The following is an 18,405-nucleotide window of genomic DNA, read 5'->3' as shown; positions in this document are numbered from 1 at the left end:
TGCAGGATTGCAACATTAAATGCAGTCGCTCTCAAACAGGGTGGATCATGAACCTCGAACAATTCACCGACCGCGCCAAGGGCTTCCTTCAGGCCGCGCAGACGGTCGCCATTCGCAACAGCCACCAGCGTATCGCGCCAGAGCATCTGTTGAAGGCGTTGCTCGAGGACAAGGAGGGCATGGCGTCGGGCCTGATCCGCACCGCGGGCGGCGACCCGGCCCGCGCGCTGGCCGATACCGACGTGGCACTGGCGAAGATCGCTGCCGTATCGGGCGGCGGCGCGCAAGCGACCCCCGGCCTCGACAATGATGCGGTGCGGGTGCTCGACACCGCCGAGCAGGTTGCGAAAAAGGCGGGTGACAGCTTCGTCACCGTCGAACGGATGCTGCTTGCGCTCGCACTCTCGTCCACCACCTCGGCGGGCAAGGCACTGGCGGCTGCGGGCGTCACCGCGGAAGGGCTGAACGCCGCGATCAATTCGCTGCGCGGTGGTCGTACCGCTGACACAGCGGGGGCCGAAGATCGCTACGATGCGCTCAAGAAATTCGCGCGCGACCTGACCCAGGCAGCGCGCGACGGCAAGCTTGATCCCGTAATCGGCCGCGACGAGGAAATCCGCCGCACGATGCAAATCCTCGCACGCCGCACCAAGAACAACCCCGTGCTGATCGGCGAACCAGGCGTCGGCAAGACGGCGATCGCAGAGGGACTGGCGCTACGCATCGCCAATGGCGACGTGCCCGACACGCTCAAGGACCGCACCCTGATGGCGCTCGACATGGGCAGCCTGATTGCGGGCGCGAAATATCGCGGCGAGTTCGAGGAGCGGCTGAAAGGCGTGCTCGACGAGGTGAAGGGCGCGGAAGGCCAGATCGTCCTGTTCATCGACGAGATGCACACGCTGATCGGCGCGGGCAAATCGGAGGGCGCGATGGATGCGTCGAACTTGCTGAAACCCGCGCTCGCTCGCGGCGAACTCCATTGCATCGGCGCGACCACGCTGGATGAATACAGGAAGCATGTCGAAAAAGACCCCGCGCTCCAGCGGCGATTTCAGCCGGTGTTCGTCGGCGAACCGACGGTCGAGGACACGATTTCGATCCTGCGCGGATTGAAGGAGAAATACGAACTCCATCACGGCATCCGCATCACCGACGGCGCGCTGGTCGCGGCCTCCACCCTCTCGCATCGCTACATCACCGACCGCTTCCTCCCCGACAAGGCGATCGACCTGATGGATGAGGCCGCCAGCCGCATCCGCATGGAAGTGGAGTCCAAGCCCGAGGAGATCGAGGCGCTTGACCGCCGCATCATCCAGATGAAGATCGAGGCGGAAGCGCTGAAAAAGGAAAGCGACGAGGGGTCGCGCGACCGACTGCAACGGATCACGGCGGAACTCGGCAATCTGGAGGAACAGTCGGCGACGCTTACCGCACGCTGGCAGGGTGAGAAGGACAAGATCAACGCCGAATCGCGATTGAAGGAACAGCTCGACGCCGCGCGCCTCGAGCTCGAACAGGCCCAGCGCTCCGGCGATCTCGCGAAAATGTCTGAGCTGACCTACGGCACCATCCCGACGCTCGAAAAGCAGCTATCCGAAGCCGCCAACGCCTCCGAAGGCGCGATGCTACGCGAGGAGGTTACCGCCGACGATATCGCCGGCGTCGTCAGCCGCTGGACCGGTATTCCGGTCGACCGGATGCTGGAGGGCGAGCGCCAGAAACTGCTCAACATGGAAGAAGCGATCGGCAAGCGCGTCATCGGCCAGGCCCAGGCGGTCAAGGCCGTCGCCACCGCCGTCCGCCGCGCACGCGCCGGATTGCAAGACCCCGGACGCCCGCTCGGCTCATTCCTGTTTTTGGGCCCAACCGGCGTCGGCAAGACCGAGCTGACCAAGGCACTCGCCGAATTCCTGTTCGACGACGCGTCCGCGATGGTGCGTATCGACATGAGCGAGTTCATGGAGAAGCATTCGGTCGCCCGCCTGCTCGGCGCGCCTCCGGGCTATGTCGGTTATGAGGAGGGCGGCGTCCTGACCGAAGCCGTCCGCCGCCGTCCCTATCAGGTCATCCTGTTCGACGAGGTTGAAAAGGCACATCCGGACGTATTCAACGTCCTGCTCCAGATGCTCGACGACGGTCGCCTGACCGATGGCCAGGGCCGCACGGTCGATTTCTCGAACACGCTGGTCATCCTGACGAGCAACCTCGGCAGCCAATATCTCGCCAACCTGTCCGACGGCGAAAGCGTGGAGAGCGTCGAGCCCCAGGTCATGGAGATCGTCCGTGGCCATTTCCGCCCCGAATTCCTCAACCGCCTCGACGAAATCATCCTCTTCCACCGCCTCGCGGCGGATCACATGGCCCCGATCGTCGACATCCAGGTCGCACGGCTGGGCAAATTGCTGGCAGATCGCAAGATCAGCGTCGAATTGTCGGACGCCGCAAAGGCATGGCTAGGCCGCGTCGGTTATGATCCGGTCTATGGCGCGCGTCCGTTAAAGCGCGCGGTGCAGCGCTATCTCCAGGACCCGCTGGCGGATTTGATCCTGCGCGGCGAGGTAAAGGACGGCGCGGTGGTCAATGTGGATGAAGGCGACGGGGCGTTGGCGTTCGCTGTCACCTGACCAACGTCAGCGCGACCGCAACCATCCGGTGATCGAATATCGCCGGTTGGCGGCGGCGCGCGTCACCTCGGACACGCTATGCAACTGGGGCACTGAAAACAGGTCGAGCGTGTTGAACGCGGGCACCCGGCCCTGAATGCTGTCATCTGGCTCGTGGAACAGCAGCAACCCACCCCATTCGGTCCGCCAGGTCGAATTGAGGCCCAGCACATAAGCGGCATGACGCCGCTTGCCCGCCACCGCGTCGTCATGCGCGGTCAGGAAATCGCCGGGGCCGTAGGCCGTCGCCTGCATATCGGCGAAATCAATCGCGTCGGCGCCCGTGATTCGTCTCAACAACGCCAGCGGTTCGGGTGAAGACAGCCAAGCGGCGAACGCGGCCAGCATGTCATCGCTCGTCGCCCGCTCGGCATCATCATCGGGCACGCGAAGCGTCTCGAACCGATACTGGAACCCCGACCGCGCCGTCGCATAGGTTGCATCGTCGAGCGCGCGGAGCTGATCGCCCGAAAGGGCCGCCCGCGCATCGCGCGTCACTTCGAACACCTTGTCGCCGCTGTTCATCACCCAATGCCAGTCGGTGCGCTCCCGAAGATTGCACGCGAGCCGAGTGACGACGTCCGCGCACAGAAAATCGGCAATCCGGACGCGGCCATTTTCGGCATATCGCCGGGCCAGCGCATTTGCATCGAGTGATGGATTCAGGGCAAAGTCGGTTCGCTTCACAGCGTTCACCCATTGCACTTTTCGTTATGCTGCGAAAGAGCACGCCTAATCACTGCGGATCGAGTTCGACGGATGAGCCAGAAACTTTTCGAGATCAATCCGGCACTCGATCGTCCTACCTTGGCCGCGGGTTTCGCACGCTACGGTCGCGTGCAGGTGCGCGACGTGCTGACCAACGAAACCGCAAACACCATCCGTGGAATCCTGCAACGCGAAACCCCGTGGGGTTTTGCCTATAAGGTCGAAGGTCAATCACCCGTCAAAATGCGACAAGAGGCATTGCGGATCGCCCCCCTCGACCAGCGCCGCGATATAGCGACCGAGATACACCGCACGGCCGCAGCCGGGGAGTATGGCGTGCGTTTCAGTCAGTATCCGATCCTCGACGCCTATCTCGAACGCTGGGCACCCGATGGCCCGCACGACCTGCTGCTCGAATATATCAATGCCGAGCCGTTTCTGGATCTAGTGCGAGGTATCACGGGGTTGCCGAACCTGATCAAGGCGGATGCGCAGGCCACCTGCTTCGCGCCAGGCGACTTCCTGTCCATCCATAACGACAGCCATGTCGCAGAAGGGTGGCAGGTCGCCTATGTCCTCAACTTCGCCGATCCCGAATGGAAGCCCGACTGGGGAGGCTACCTCAATTTCTTCGATCAGGATGGCGACATCGTTCAGGGCTGGCGTCCGCGGTTCAACGCGCTCAACCTGTTGCGCGTACCCCAGCTTCACAATGTCAGCTACGTTCCCCCGTTCGCACCGATGGGCCGGTTTGCGATCACCGGCTGGTTTCGCGATCGGTGACGATGTCGGCTGCAACCATGCGGGAGGCAGCGATTGCAGCGGAACGTGCGAGTCGCTTCGATGATGCGGCGGCGCTTTTTCGTAACGCGGTCGATGCGCATCCGAACGATGCAGCGCTTTCGAACAGCGCGGGCAGTTTCCATGCCCGTCGGCGCGATCATATCGTCGCACTTGGCTATTTCGATCGCGCCGTTGGACAGTCGCAAGCCTACGGCGAAGCGATCGTCAACCGGGCGGTCAGCCTGTCTGCGCTTGGTCGTGGCTCGGAGGCGCTCAAGTCGCTGCAATCGAGCGAGACGCTGCTGTCCAAGGATGCCCGCTACTGGTCGACACGTGCGGGGATCGAACGCGATAGTGGAAATCTGGCCGCTGCAGCCCAGAGCTACGATCGCTGTCTCGCGATCCAGCCTCAGCATTCCCGAGCCCTGCATGGGCGCGCTCGAATGGCGCTTGAACGTGGCGAGCCTGGAACGGTCGCACGATATCGACACGCGCTATCGGTCGAAGCAAACAACGCAGAGATCTGGCTAGGTCAGTCGCAAGCCATGGAGATCGAGGGGGATGCGGCGGGAGCCAGATCCATTACTCAATCATTGGTTGATCAGGTGCCTGGCTGGGTTGCCGCTCTGGAACTATTGGCACAACAACGATGGTCGGCAGGCGAACGAGCGACGTTCTGCGACCATTATACCGAATCCGTCCGCCGACAAAGCGGTGAGCCTGAAATATACCGATCCTGGTGCCGCATGCTGGCCGGTGTCGATCGATTCATCGATGCCGCCCAAATAGCGGCTGCGGCCCGGCTAAGATTTCCAGAGAATCCGGACTTCGCATTGATCGAAGCTGTCCACGCAGGTGAAGCAGGCGACGACGAGCGCGCCGATGCCATTTTTGCTACCCTGTCGCTCGATACGGATCATCGTCGCCTGCAAGAAGCGCGGCACCGATTACGGCTTCGACAGCCTGCCGATGCCGACGCGCTCCTCGACACCGTGTTGAGAAGCCAGCCTGGCAATATCTCGGCATGGGCACTTCGTGACTTGACCTGGCGACTGCTGGAAGACCCGCGTCATACATGGTTGCATGGGCAACAGGGCTTGATCGGCATCCAGCCCTTATCGATCGATGCAGCGGATTATAATGACATTGTCGGGCTGCTGGACCGGTTGCACGACCATGCCAACCTGCCGGTGGGGCAATCGGTGCGCGACGGGACACAGACCTGGGGCGGCTTGTTCGATCGCACCGAACGCCAAATCGCATTGCTTTCCAAAAGCATCGAGGCAGCAATCGCGCGCTATCGCACTGCGCTCCCGCCGACCGACATCGCCCACCCTCTGCTTCGACATCGCGATGACCTTTGGCGCGTGGTGGGAAGTTGGTCGATCCGATTGACGGGTCACGGACGCCATACCGAACACATCCATCCCCTTGGCCTTGTGTCCTCGGCGGCCCATCTGATTGTGCCGCGACATGACGCCAGCAATCCTTCTGCCGGTGTGCTGGAACTTGGCCGTTCGCCACCGGACCTTCGTCTCGACCTTCCGCCGATGGCCCGTATCGTGCCAACCCCAGGGCATTGCGTGTTTTTTCCCAGCACGCTTTACCATGGCACGCAGCGTTTCGACGGTGGAAAGCGATTGAGCTTGGCATTCGATGTCGCCCTAGCCTGAGAGGGCGGCGCGCCGGTCCTGATCGTCCCGCATTTGAATTGCGGCGCTGCGGCAACGATCCAATTTCCCCGGGGTACACATGAAAACGGCGGGCCTTTCGACCCGCCGTTTCGATTTTCATTCTAACTGTTTCGATCAGAAACGCAGCTGTGCCGATACGAAGAAATCACGGCCCAGCACATCATACGTGCCTGGGTAAGTATTGCTCTGTTCTGCACCCGCACCAATGATGAACGGCTGCTTGTCGAAGATGTTGTTGACACCCACATTCATGCTGAAATTGTCAGTGACATTAAAGCCAAAGGTAAGATCGAACAGGTCATAGGAGTCAAGTTCACTGATGAAGTAGTTTCCGTCGGCTTCGACCGCCCCAACATGGCGCCAGCGGATGCTAGTCGTCAGCGGGCCATCCAACCAGGACAAGCGGCTCGTCCACTTCCATTCAGGCGTCGGGTTCCCACAGGTCAGGCCATACAGCCCGGCGCACTCGACCACATCGTCCGGCAGGTCCACCAGCGGCGTGAAGTTGTTCTTCATCGTGTAGGTACCGAGGAAGTTGAAGCTCACCCGCGAGTCTTCGCCCATCAGGCCGAAACCAAGCTGCCGCGAATAGTCGACCGTGAAGTCGATGCCTTCGACTTCGAGCGAGGCGAGGTTGGCGTTGGTTGCCTGAACAACGAACGGCGGGCCTGAGATGATCCCCTGCGTATCGCGCGAGATCAGACCGCAGAGCGCGCTATTGGCGTCCTGAATGGTGTTATAGCAGAGGTTCAGAATGTTATCGACACCGCCACCGGCGACGGCAATCGCGTCGTCGATCTGGATGTTATAGTAATCGACCTGAACCGTCAGTCCGGGAATGAAGCGTGGCTGCAGGATTACGCCTGCGGTCCATGTATCAGCCGTTTCTTCGGTCAGGTTCGGGTTGCCGCCAAATGAGCCCTGGATCTGAGCGTTAGGCTGAAGGAAGGCCTGGCCAACGTTCGACGCCGGAACGCCCGTTGCGAGACAGAGATCTCGCAGCGTGCCACCAGCAGCGGCCGCCGGCGTGGCGCAGGGATCGGTCGCTGGCGGGAAGCCCACCGACTGACCACCGAACAATTCACCGACGTTCGGTGCGCGAATTGCACGCTGATACTGACCGCGGAACGTGATGTCCTGGATCGGTGCAAAGCGGACACCGCCTGCATAGGCCCAAACCCCACCAACCGCGTCGAGCGAGTAATCCGAGTAACGGAACGACCCGTCGAGTTCCAGGCTATGGATGAAGTTGTCGCGAACCAGCGGCACGTTCAATTCGCCGAACACTTCGCGTGCGGTGTACGATCCTTCTGTCGGCTGACCGGCATTGAAGCCAACCACGTCGCCCGACGAGAGCGCGGTGTCCGGAATGAACCGGCTACCCATGCGACGCCATTCGACACCAGCTGCGAACTGGACCGGGACGTCCGAGGTCGGCAGCGTGAACAGCGGGCCGTTGACGCTCGCCTGCGCAACTTCCAGCTCCGAAACGTTGCCGTTTTGGGCAAGGATCGAGATCTGGTTGATACAATTGTCGCTCAGCTGATTCTCGCCGAAGACGTTGCAGGTGCCATTCGCGGCGAGACGCGTGAAGGCGCTGCGCGATACGTTACCGAGCTGGATCGACGAGTTCCGCGTACGCGAATACATATAATATGCGTCGTAGTTGATGTCCCCGGTGATGTTACCGCGCAGGCCACCCAAAACGCGATATGCATTGCGGTCATCTTCGACGTTACGTGCGTTGATCGCCGTGGTGCGGGTATTGACCTGCAGACGGACCGATCCGGGCTGCAGCGCACCGAACTGACCAGTGCCCGCCGTGAACGCGCCGAACGGATTGGCAACGCCTGCTGCGGCTGCGGCTGCGATCGCAGCCTGCTGACGTCCGGCGATGGTCTGAAGCTGGGCGAAATCAGCTGCCGAAACCAGGCCCTGGATTGCTCCAAGTTGGAAATCCACGTTCTGTGTGATTGGCGTCGCTGCCAATTCGTTCTGAACGCGGTTATTGATGAAGCTGACTTCGGTGTAGGCCGTAACGTTGTCGCTAACTTCATATTCGCCGTAGCCGCCGAGCATCCAGCGCTCTTGAGGAACCATCAGATAGTTCACCGGAGCAAAGTTGTAGCTGTCCGTTGCGGCATTGTACGGCGTGCTGGTGCCGGGATTGCCGAAAAACGCGCCCGCGCCGGCGTAGTTGGTACCCTGACCGATCGGCCGCGTTACGCCTGCGACGTTGATGGTGGAAGAGGCAACGAAACGACCCTGGGGAACGCCTGCCGAGCCTTGCGGAACCAAGCCATTCGCACCATCACCAAGGGCGAAGCGCGAAAAGTCGCGCTGACCGGCAAAAACCGACCCGCGGTTATAGTATTCGCCGTAAACCGTGATGTGACCGCGGTTATCGGCAAATTGCGTGCCCATCGCCATATTTACGTTGAAGCGGCGGCCATCACCACGTTCGGTGATGTTATACTGCGCGCCAACCTGCAAACCTTCAAGGTCGTCGCGCAGACGGAAGTTGACAACGCCGGCGAGTGCGTCCGAACCGTAAACAGCCGAACCGCCGCCGGTTACGACTTCGACACCGCTCAGCAGGAAGCTGGGGATGGTGTTGAGATCGACCACCTGATCGGTGCTGTAGAACATGTAACGGCGGTCGTTGACGAGAACCAGGGTGCGCTGATCGCCGAGACCGCGCAGGTTTAGCGTCGATACGCCGCCACCCGGGTTGTTCGAGAAGGACGTGGAGCCCGGAATAACCTGGGGCAAGGTGTTGATCACGTTCTCGACGTTGACCGTACCCGAAAGCTCGAACTCTTCGCTGGCGACAACGGCCAGCGGGCTCGTCGACGTGATGTCAGCGCGACGGATGCGCGAACCGGTAACCACGATGGAGCCTTCGTCCTGAGCTACGTCTTGCTCATCAGCGAGAACCGTACCGCTCGTCGCTGGCGTATCTTGCGCGAGTGCGGGCGTTGCGACTGTGGTGCCAAGCAGAACTGCAGACGCCAGCAGCTTGTAGCGTAAAGTGGACCGCATGATCAATCTATCCCCTTGTATCCGAACGCATTTGCGCGACGGCATAAAAATTTGGCAGCTCTGGACCGGCCGCTCTGGCGGCTTGATTGCCAAACTAGCTTCGTTCCCGCAATGCACGGCGGCAGAACCGCGGCGTTTCACACCTCCAATGTAGCAAAATTGCCACAATACTGTTGCATGGCGAACGGCTCCCGAATCCAATTTGCCCATTGGAAACATGCATGTGCATAAACGCAGTTGAGGGAGACATGTTGATGATCGCTACGATTGCCTTGGTGCTTGCAAGCGCGTCTTCGCCGGCAAGCGGACAAGCGGTTACGCCGCAGTCGGACGGACAAGGGCTTCGCGCGCTGGCGGCCTGTCGCGAGATTGCCACGGCGCAGGAACGACTGATCTGCTACGACCGCGAAGCTGCTGCGATCGAACAGGCCATCGCCTCGGGAGATCTTGTCGCACTCGACCGTGAAGAAGTCAGCAAGACCAAGCGATCGTTGTTCGGATTTTCGTTGCCGGCCGTTCGTCTGTTTTCGGGTCGCAAAGATCGGCCCGATGCCGAGCAGGAGCAGGTCGACCGGATCGACAGCGTGATTAAATCGGCTCGCCAATTGCCCCGCGGTCGGTGGTTGATCGTTCTGGAGGATGGGGCGACTTGGACCCAGATCGACGACCGAAAGCTCGCAATCTATCCCCGTGCTGGCCACAAAATTCAAATCCGAAGCGCGGCACTCGGGTCGTTTTTGGCAAATGTGAATGGCCAAACCGCAATTCGGGTTCGTCGCACGAACTAGGATATTGTCACCGTTGCACTGATTCCGTGACAATTTTGACCGCGTACGCTGCGACGCTGTCTGGGGAATTTTACTGTGCGGCGGTATTGGAACCGGATCAAATTCCCGGCAAATCCAGCCCTTTCTCCCGCGCCCAATCTTGCGCGATTGCATACCCCGCATCGGCGTGGCGCATTACCCCGGTCGCTGGGTCGTTCCACAACACGCGGGCGAGGCGTTTTGCCGCGGCGGGCGTGCCGTCGGCGACGATCACCATGCCCGAATGCTGCGAATAGCCCATGCCGACGCCGCCGCCGTGGTGGAGCGAGACCCAGGTCGCGCCGCTGGCGGTGTTGAGGAGGGCATTGAGCAGCGGCCAGTCGCTTACCGCGTCGCTGCCGTCCGCCATCGCCTCCGTCTCGCGGTTGGGAGAGGCGACGGAGCCTGAATCGAGATGGTCGCGACCGATGACGATCGGGGCCCTCAATTCGCCGCTCGCGACCATCTCGTTGAACGCCAGGCCCAGACGGTGGCGATCACCCAGCCCGACCCAGCAGATGCGTGCGGGCAGCCCCTGGAAGTGGACGCGCGCGGCGGCCATGTCGAGCCAGTTGTGGAGGTGCGCGTCGTCGGGGATCAGTTCCTTCACCTTGGCATCGGTTTTCGCGATATCCTCGGGATCGCCCGACAGCGCGACCCAGCGAAACGGCCCAACGCCGCGGCAGAAGAGCGGGCGGATATAGGCGGGAACGAAGCCGGGGAAGTCGAACGCGTTCGCGACGCCCTCGTCCAGCGCGACCTGGCGGATGTTGTTGCCGTAATCGACGGTCGGCACGCCCGCGCTCTGGAAATCGAGCATCGCGCGGACATGCGTGGCCATCGACGCCTTGGCAGCCGCAGCGACACTGGCCGGGTCACGCTCGCGACGCTCCGCCCATTCTCCAAGGGTCCACCCGGAGGGCAGATATCCGTTGACCGGGTCGTGCGCACTGGTCTGGTCGGTCAGCATGTCGGGGCGGATGCCGCGTGCGAACATGTCGGGTAGCAATTCGGCAGCGTTGCCAAGCAAGCCGACCGATACCGCGCGCTGGTCTTTGGTCGCGGCGTCGATAATCGCCATCGCTTCGTCAACCGTCGTCGCGGCGTGATCGAGGTAACCAGTCTTCAACCGCATCTCGATCCGGCTCGGCTGGCATTCGATCGCCAGGCAGGACGCGCCCGCCATAACGCTCGCCAAAGGCTGCGCGCCGCCCATCCCGCCAAGGCCCGCGGTCAGCAGCCACCGCCCGGCCAGGCTGCTGCCATAGTGCTGGCGGCCCATTTCGACGAAGGTTTCGTACGTGCCCTGAATGATGCCCTGGCTGCCGATATAGATCCACGATCCGGCAGTCATCTGGCCGTACATGGCCAGTCCTTTCGCATCAAGTTCGGCGAAATGCTCCCATGTCGCCCAGTGCGGCACGAGGTTCGAATTGGCGAGGAGCACACGCGGCGCGTCTACATGGGTGGTGAACACGCCGACGGGCTTTCCCGACTGGATCAGGAGGGTCTGGTCGTCCTCGAGCCGTTTGAGGGTTTCGATAATCCGGTCATAGGCGTTCCAGTCACGCGCGGCGCGACCTATGCCGCCATAGACGACGAGTTCCTGCGGGTTCTCCGCCACGTCGGGGTCGAGATTGTTCATCAGCATCCGCAACGGCGCTTCGGTCAGCCAGCTTCTGGCGGAGAGGTCAGTGCCAGTTGGGCTGCGGATGATACGGCTGTTGTCGCGGCGGTTCATAAGGGTCTTTCTTTCACTCTACACCGTTTGTCCCGAGTAGCCTTCGAGCGAAGTCGAGAAGGCGTATCGAGGGAGTGTTCCGCAAAACAGGCGGTCTCGATACGGGTTCTCGACAAGCTCGAACCCTACTCGACACCAACGGGGGTGGAAGAGGCGAAGTCCAGGCAAGCCTCCAGCACGCCACGCAAATGCCCGCGCATCGGCTTTGCGATATCGGGATCATACGCCACCGGCCAATTCTCAGGCGTGGACGCTCCCGCAGGCTCGCGCAGATAGCCGCGCATCGCCAACTCCATCTGGATCGCGTGGACGCCCTGTTCCGGTGCCCCATAATGCCGCGTGATCCAGCCGCCTCGGAACCGCCCGTTGCTGGTTGTCGGCAGGCCGGTCGCGGTACAAAGCTGCTCCACCGCGGACGCCAACGCCACCGCGCAGGTCCGCCCGCCATCGGTGCCGATATTGAACACCGGCAATTCGCCGTCGAACAGGCGCGGCACGATGCTGCGGATCGAATGCGCGTCATAGAGGACGACCGTCGGATGCTCCCTACTCAACCGGTCGATCTCGGCGCGGATCGCGGCGTGATAGGGATCGAAATATGTGATGCGGCGACGGTCGATCTCGGCGGCATCGGGCACGTGCCCCTCCAACCACAACGGATCGTCGTCGAACGTCTCGGTCGGGCACAATCCCGTCGTCGCCTGCCCCGGATAAAGCGAAGCGCCGCTCGGATCACGGTTCATGTCGATCACCGTGCGCGAGATGTCGGTGCGGATCGTCGTCGCGCCCATCTGGCCAGCGAAGTCGTAAAGCCGGTCCACCCACCAGTCGGCATCGCGTTTCGCCAGCCAGGACGATCGCAGGTGCGGCACCAGATCGTCGGGGATGGTTGTCCCGGCGTGCGGCACGCTGACGATCAGTGGCGCGTCGCCGCGCCGGACGTGGAGCCAGTCGTTCATGCCTCGACCCCCGGCAGCCCCCGCCCCTCACCCAGCCGGTCGACTAGTGCAGCAGCAGCAGCGATGTCGGGATGAAAATGGCGGTCGTCGGTCAGGGTGGGCACCTTGGCCCGCAGCATCGCGCGTGCAGCCTCAAGCGCGGCGGACGATGTGAGCGGTGCGTGGAAATCGCAGCCCTGCGCCGCCGCCAGCCATTCGATCGCGATCACCCCGCGCAGGTTTTCGGCCATGTCGAGCAGGCGGCGGGCACCATGCGCGGCCATCGACACATGATCCTCCTGATTGGCGCTGGTCGGGATCGAATCGACGCTGGCGGGATAGGCGCGCTGCTTGTTTTCGGACACGAGCGCCGCTGCGGTCACCTGCGGGATCATGAAGCCCGAATTGAGGCCGGGCTTGGGCGTCAGAAATGCGGGCAGCCCGGACAATGCCGGATCGACCAGCATCGCGATCCGGCGTTCGGAAATCGACCCGATCTCGCAAATTGCCATCGCGATCATGTCGGCGGCGAAGGCGACGGGTTCGGCGTGGAAATTGCCGCCCGACAATGCTTCATCGTCAGCGCCATTCGCCCCAGGAAAGATCAGCGGGTTGTCGCTGACGCAGTTCGCCTCGGTCGAAAGCGTCGTCGCCGCCTGGCGCAGCAGATCGAGGCACGCGCCCATCACCTGAGGCTGGCAACGCAGGCAATAGGGGTCTTGGACGCGCGGATCATCGACCGCGTGGCTGGCGCGGATCGCGCTGCCCGCCATCAGGCCACGCAAGGCATCGGCCACCGCGATCTGACCGGCGTGGCGACGCAGCGCGTGGATGCGCGGATCGAACGGCGTATCCGAACCCTTTGCCGCCTCCACCGACAACGCGCCGGTGACGAGCGCCGCGCGGAACAAATCCTCTGCCTGGAACAGCCCGGCCAGTGCATTGGCGCACGAGAATTGCGTGCCGTTGAGCAGCGCGAGCCCTTCCTTCGCGCCCAGCGTCAGCGGCCCCAATCCGGCTTTCGCGAGCGCATCGGCGGCGGGCAACGTCTCGCCGTCCAGCACGATCTCCCCCACCCCGATCATCGTCGCGGCAAGGTGCGATAGCGGCGCGAGGTCGCCCGATGCACCGACCGATCCCTGACATGGTATCACCGGCACCAGCCCTTGGCCCAGCATCGCTTCGAGCAGCGCGATCGTCGCGGGCTTCACCCCCGATGCGCCCTGCCCCAAACTGGCGAGCTTCAGCGCCATCATCAGCCGGACGACACCCGCAGGCGACGGCGCGCCGACGCCTGCGGCGTGGCTCAACACGATGTTGCGCTGGAGCGTCGCGAGGTCGGCATCGTCGATCCGCACGCTGGCGAGTTTCCCGAAGCCGGTGTTGATCCCGTACACTGGCTCGCCGCGCGCGATGATGCGTTCGACCGCCGCAGCGCTCTCGGCAATCGCGGCGTGCGCGCCGTCCGCCAGGCGTGCGGGCGCACCGCGCCAGATACTCCGCCAATCCCCCAAGCTAACTGCGCTCGGCTCCAACACGATCACGCTGTCTGTCCTCCGAATATCCGTTGATGGAGCGGGTTGAACCCCATGCGATAGACGAGTTCCGCCGGTCGCTCGATGTCCCAGATGGCGAGGTCGCACGCCTTGCCCGCCTCAAGCGTGCCGATGCGGTCCTGCATCCCCAGCGCGCGCGCCGCCTCGCACGTAACGCCCGCAATGCATTCGTCCACGGTCAACCGGAACAGCGTCGCGCCCATGTTCATGACCAGCAACAGAGAGGTCAGCGGCGACGTCCCCGGATTGCAATCGGTCGCCAGCGCGATGGGGACGCCCGACGCGCGCAAGGCGTCCACCGGCGGCAGCTTCGTCTCGCGTACGAAATAATAGGCGCCGGGCAACAGGGTCGCGACCGTCCCCGTCGCCGCCATCGCCGCGATGCCTTCGTCATCGAGATATTCGAGGTGATCCGCCGACAGTGCCCCATATCGCGCGGCAAGCGCCGATCCGTGTTGGTTGGACAATTGCTCGGCATGGAGCTTCACCGGCAGGCCGTGTTTCACCGCCGCCTGGAACACCCGCTCGGTCTGCTCAGGCGTGAACCCGATCCCCTCGCAAAAGGCATCGACCGCATCGGCCAGCCCTTCGGCGGCAATGGCAGGCAGCATCGTGTCGCAGACCAGGTCGATATAGCCATCGGCGTTGTCGGCATATTCGGGGGGCAAGGCGTGCGCACCGAGGAACGTCGTCGCGACCCGCACCGCGCGCTCCTGCCCCAGCGCCCTGCCCGCGCGCAGCATTTTGGCCTCGTGATCGAGCGCAAGGCCATATCCCGACTTGACCTCGATCGTCGTCCCCCCTTCGGCAATCAGCACGTCGAGCCGGGGGAGCGCGCTGGCGACCAGCCCCGCCTCGTCCGCTTCCCGTGTCGCCTTCATCGTCGATACGATCCCGCCGCCTGCGCGTGCGATTTCCTCATAGGAAGCGCCCGCCAGCCGCAGTTCGAATTCATGCGCGCGGTCGCCGCCGTGGATCAGGTGAGTGTGGCAATCGATCAGCCCAGGCGTGATCCAGCGCCCATCGCATTGCACCGTGTCCGCCGCATCGAACGCAGGCGCATCCGCGACCGGCCCGGCATAGACGATCGCACCGTCCGTCGCCGCGACGCACCCGCGCTCGACGACACCCAATCCGTCACCCGTCAGGGTTGCCAGTCGTGCATCGGTCCACAGCGTATCGCAGCGCAAGATAAGTTCGACTCCCTGAAATCTTGTAAGGTACTTGTTGGCACGGATGGACGTCGATGTGTAGGGTCAGGCATCCCCTCGCCGGACGAAACGCATGGCCGACACGACGCTCCATTTCGATCACGCGCTGTTGCCCACCGGCTGGGCGGCAGACGTGCGGTTGACCATCACAAGCGGTCGGATTGCTTCGGTCGAGACCGGCGTTTCATCGAACCACCGCGACGCGCGACACGCAGTCGCGCTTCCCGGCATGCCCAATCTCCACAGCCATGCATTCCAACGCGCAATGGCGGGGTTGGCCGAGGTGCGCGGGACAAGCGACGACACTTTCTGGACGTGGCGGGAGGCGATGTACCGCTTCGTCGAGCGTATCACCCCCGAGGACCTGACCGCGATCGCGGCCATGGCGCAGGTCGAGATGCTGGAATCGGGCTTCACCCGCGTCGGCGAGTTCCATTACCTTCACCATGCGCCCGACGGCAGTGCCTATGCCGACCCGGCGGAGATGGGTGCGGCGCTGGCGCGCGCGGCGGATGAAACCGGCATCGGCCTGACCTTGCTTCCCGTCTTCTACGCGCATTCCGGGTTCGGCGGCAGCGCGCCGGGCGAAGGCCAACGCCGCTTCGTCACCGATCTGGACGGCTTTGCGCACCTGCTCGACGCCAGCGAACGCGCTGTCGCGTCGCTGCCGGATGCCGTAGTCGGCGTTGCTCCGCATAGCTTGCGTGCCGTCACACCCGAAGCGTTGAGCACGCTCGCTGCGATGCGCCCTGCCGCCCCGATCCACATCCACATCGCCGAGCAATTGCGTGAGGTAGAGGATTGCGTCGCGTGGAGCGGCCAGCGCCCGGTCGAATGGCTGTTCGACCACAACGATGTCGATCGGCGCTGGTGCTTGGTCCACGCTACCCATGTCGAACCCGGAGAGTTGGCAGGTATCGCTGCCAGCGGTGCAGTCGTCGGCCTATGCCCAATCACGGAAGCCAATCTGGGCGACGGCATCTTTCCTGCGCGCGCGTTTTGGGACGCGGGCGGGCAGTTCGGCGTGGGATCGGACTCCAACGTCCTGATCGACATGGCGGAGGAATTACGACTGCTCGAATATGGCCAGCGGCTGACGCAGCACGGGCGCAACATTCTCGCGGCGAGCGGTGCGTCGACCGGCACGACCCTGTTCGGCGCGAGCGTATCGGGAGGCGCACAGGCGTTGGGCGTCGCAGGCGGCATTTCGGTCGGTGCCAGCGCCGACCTGATAAGCTTGGACCCCGATCACATCGCGATGACGGGTCGCACCCGCGACGGCTGGATCGACGCGCTGATCTTTGCAGGAGGACGCGCCGCGATTGATCGGGTGTGGCGGCATGGTGCCAGTGTCGTCGAAAGCGGCAGGCACCGCGCGCGCGGGGCGGTCGAGGCGCGTTACCGAAAAACGCTAACGCGCCTGCTCGGTTAGACCGCTCTGACCCTCACCTACCCCGTTTGCTTCGAGCGAAGTCGAGAAACCTGATCCGAGCGCTTAGCCAGCGTTTCTCGTTTTCGCTCGAAACGAACGGAGGTGCGGGGCGATCGGAGACAAAGAGCGAGGTGATTGCACCCTCCACTCACTTCCCCAGCTTTTCGACCTTGTCCTGCAATTTCGACAATTCCGCCCTCAGCGCAGCGATCTCGTCGTCCTTGCTGCCGTTGAGCGGCGCAGCAGCCCCGCCCTCGCCCGGCTTGAACGCCTGGGCTGCGGCCTCGAACATCGCCATGTTGCGCTTGGCGATTTCCGCGAACGGCGTGTTGGCGAACGCGCCCTCGACGGCGGTCTTGAACTGTTCGTGGTTGCGGCGAAAACTGTCCATCGACGCCTCCAGATAACCCGGCACCATCGTCTGCATCGAATCGCCATAGAGGCTGATCAACTGACGCAGAAAATTGACGGGAAGCATATTGTGGCCGCCCCGCGCTTCCTCATCCATGATGATCTGGGTCAGCACCGTGTGGGTGATGTCGTCTTCGCTCTTTGCGTCGATAACCTTGAAATCGCGCCCCTCGCGCGTCATCGCGGCAAGATGTTCGAGCGTGATGTAAGACGAGCTTTCGGTATTATAGAGCCGACGATTGGCGTATTTCTTAATGATAACGGGACCGTCGGTGGTCGCAGTCTTGCGCATGGGTGCCCCCTGAAATGATCGACCCGACCCTAACACCCTTTCTTGACGCACCGCAACACGGACCGCGGCCACTCCCGCTTTTCCTCACCTTGTTGCGCGAAAGCACCGCAGCAAATCCCGATGCCCGCGCGCGTGCACTGGCGGGACTTAAGCGCTATCAGGTCGCACCGCGACCTACTGCGCGCACGCCCAGACCAGTCGTCGCCACCGCAGGCCGTGCGGCCCTGCGCGATTATGGCGGCGACGGTCGCCCGGTCGCGTTCGTCCCCTCGCTCATCAATCCGCCCTTCGTGCTCGATCTGGCAGAGGGCAATTCGCTGCTCGAATGGTTGAGCGGACAAGGCGTCCGTCCGCTGCTGGTCGATTGGGGAACGCCCATACCCGACGATCGCGACCAGGACGTGACCGCGCATATCGACCAATTGCTGCTGCCGCTGTTGCAAACGCTCGACCCGGCGCCGGTACTGGTCGGCTATTGCCTGGGCGGCACGATCGCGCTGGCCGCCGCGCGCACGGTGGACAGCCCCGCGGTCGCCACCATTGCCGCGCCATGGCATTTCGGCGGCTTTCCCGATGTCGCGCGCGCAGAGATCGCCGACTTGTGGCAGTCGGCGCAGCCTGCCTGCGAGACACTGGGCCTCGTTCCGATGGAGGTGCTGCAGTCGGGCTTTTGGCGGATGGACCCTGCGCGCACCGTCGCCAAGTTCGAGCGACTGGCAGACACCGATCCCGCCAGCCCCGCCTTTGCCGCTTTCGTCGCGCTGGAGGATTGGGCCAATGCGGGCGCGCCGCTGACCTACGCCGCCGGCCGCCAGATGTTCGAGGACTTCTTCGGGGACGACCTGACCGGACGCGGCGAATGGTGGGTGGGGGCGGAGCGCGTGCGCCCCGCCGACCTGCTCTGCCCGGCGGTCGAATTCGTCTCAACCACCGACCGCATCGTCCCCGCCGCCAGCGCCGCGGGGCTCGCCGATCTGCGCCCGCTGACGCTGGGCCATGTCGGGATGATCGTGGGCAGCCGGGCACGCGATGCGCTGTGGCAACCGCTCGCGGACTGGCTAACCGCGCTCCCAGCCCCTAAATAGCCCGCAACGTCGAATCTACGCCCTTTAGGAGAGAGCACCT

13 protein-coding genes are annotated in these 18,405 nt (G+C 63.2%); 6 read left to right on the top strand and 7 right to left on the bottom strand.

Annotated features, from left to right (window positions below; translation table 11 throughout):
* The first annotated feature begins 47 nt into the window (after positions 1-47).
* Entirely contained in the window at positions 48-2,627 is a 2,580-nt protein-coding gene (gene clpB / locus ENHY17A_RS09275) for an ATP-dependent chaperone ClpB (RefSeq protein ID WP_159712121.1), read from the top strand.
* A gap of 6 nt (positions 2,628-2,633) precedes the next feature.
* Here the strand turns inward: clpB and ENHY17A_RS09270 are convergent, their stop codons facing one another.
* Entirely contained in the window at positions 2,634-3,353 is a 720-nt protein-coding gene (locus tag ENHY17A_RS09270) for a 2OG-Fe(II) oxygenase (RefSeq protein WP_159712119.1), read from the bottom strand.
* A 72-nt stretch (positions 3,354-3,425) separates the two neighbouring features.
* On the opposite strand from ENHY17A_RS09270, the gene ENHY17A_RS09265 reads away from it, so the two are divergent.
* Both ENHY17A_RS09265 and ENHY17A_RS14870 read left to right on the top strand, forming a co-directional pair.
* On the top strand, positions 3,426-4,157 hold the full coding sequence (locus ENHY17A_RS09265; RefSeq protein ID WP_159712117.1) for a 2OG-Fe(II) oxygenase: 732 nt from the start codon (positions 3,426-3,428) through the stop codon (positions 4,155-4,157).
* Positions 4,158-4,159: 2 nt separating this feature from the next.
* Positions 4,160-5,830, top strand: a complete 1,671-nt coding sequence (locus ENHY17A_RS14870) for a 2OG-Fe(II) oxygenase family protein (protein ID WP_328799152.1) — start codon at positions 4,160-4,162, stop codon at positions 5,828-5,830.
* A 135-nt stretch (positions 5,831-5,965) separates the two neighbouring features.
* On the opposite strand, the gene ENHY17A_RS09255 is transcribed toward ENHY17A_RS14870, so the two are convergent.
* On the bottom strand, positions 5,966-8,893 hold the full coding sequence (locus ENHY17A_RS09255) for a TonB-dependent receptor domain-containing protein (RefSeq protein WP_159714410.1): 2,928 nt from the start codon (positions 8,891-8,893) through the stop codon (positions 5,966-5,968).
* Between the two features lie 173 nt (positions 8,894-9,066).
* On the opposite strand from ENHY17A_RS09255, the gene ENHY17A_RS09250 reads away from it, so the two are divergent.
* Positions 9,067-9,681 carry a hypothetical protein gene (locus tag ENHY17A_RS09250; RefSeq protein WP_159712113.1) on the top strand — a complete coding sequence of 205 codons (615 nt, stop codon included), beginning with the start codon at positions 9,067-9,069 and terminating at the stop codon, positions 9,679-9,681.
* A 97-nt stretch (positions 9,682-9,778) separates the two neighbouring features.
* On the opposite strand, the gene hutU is transcribed toward ENHY17A_RS09250, so the two are convergent.
* The 4 genes from hutU to hutI form a co-directional block, all read right to left on the bottom strand.
* Positions 9,779-11,440: a urocanate hydratase gene (gene hutU / locus ENHY17A_RS09245; protein ID WP_159712111.1), complete on the bottom strand. Its 1,662-nt coding sequence runs from the start codon at positions 11,438-11,440 to the stop codon at positions 9,779-9,781.
* 125 nt (positions 11,441-11,565) lie between these two features.
* Entirely contained in the window at positions 11,566-12,399 is an 834-nt protein-coding gene (gene hutG / locus ENHY17A_RS09240; protein ID WP_159712109.1) for an N-formylglutamate deformylase, read from the bottom strand.
* On the bottom strand, positions 12,396-13,922 hold the full coding sequence (hutH, locus tag ENHY17A_RS09235; RefSeq protein ID WP_236547837.1) for a histidine ammonia-lyase: 1,527 nt from the start codon (positions 13,920-13,922) through the stop codon (positions 12,396-12,398). Before hutH ends, hutG begins: the two co-directional genes overlap by 4 nt.
* Positions 13,919-15,124 carry an imidazolonepropionase gene (gene hutI, locus ENHY17A_RS09230; protein ID WP_159712107.1) on the bottom strand — a complete coding sequence of 402 codons (1,206 nt, stop codon included), beginning with the start codon at positions 15,122-15,124 and terminating at the stop codon, positions 13,919-13,921. The genes hutH and hutI overlap by 4 nt, the downstream gene beginning before the upstream one ends.
* A 94-nt stretch (positions 15,125-15,218) precedes the next feature.
* On the opposite strand from hutI, the gene ENHY17A_RS09225 reads away from it, so the two are divergent.
* A complete protein-coding gene (locus ENHY17A_RS09225) occupies positions 15,219-16,577 on the top strand; it encodes a formimidoylglutamate deiminase (protein ID WP_159712105.1) in 1,359 nt (452 codons plus the stop codon).
* Between the two features lie 148 nt (positions 16,578-16,725).
* Here the strand turns inward: ENHY17A_RS09225 and phaR are convergent, their stop codons facing one another.
* Entirely contained in the window at positions 16,726-17,280 is a 555-nt protein-coding gene (gene phaR / locus ENHY17A_RS09220; protein ID WP_159712103.1) for a polyhydroxyalkanoate synthesis repressor PhaR, read from the bottom strand.
* A gap of 14 nt (positions 17,281-17,294) precedes the next feature.
* On the opposite strand from phaR, the gene ENHY17A_RS09215 reads away from it, so the two are divergent.
* Positions 17,295-18,365, top strand: coding sequence for an alpha/beta fold hydrolase (locus ENHY17A_RS09215; protein ID WP_159712101.1), 1,071 nt, complete (start codon positions 17,295-17,297; stop codon positions 18,363-18,365).
* The last annotated feature ends 40 nt before the right edge of the window (positions 18,366-18,405 follow it).

The organism is Sphingomonas sp. AX6, assembly GCF_902506605.1.
Classification (GTDB): domain Bacteria; phylum Pseudomonadota; class Alphaproteobacteria; order Sphingomonadales; family Sphingomonadaceae; genus Sphingomonas.
Note: the sequence above shows the minus strand (reverse complement) of the source record. Positions and strands in the feature narration are given on the sequence as shown.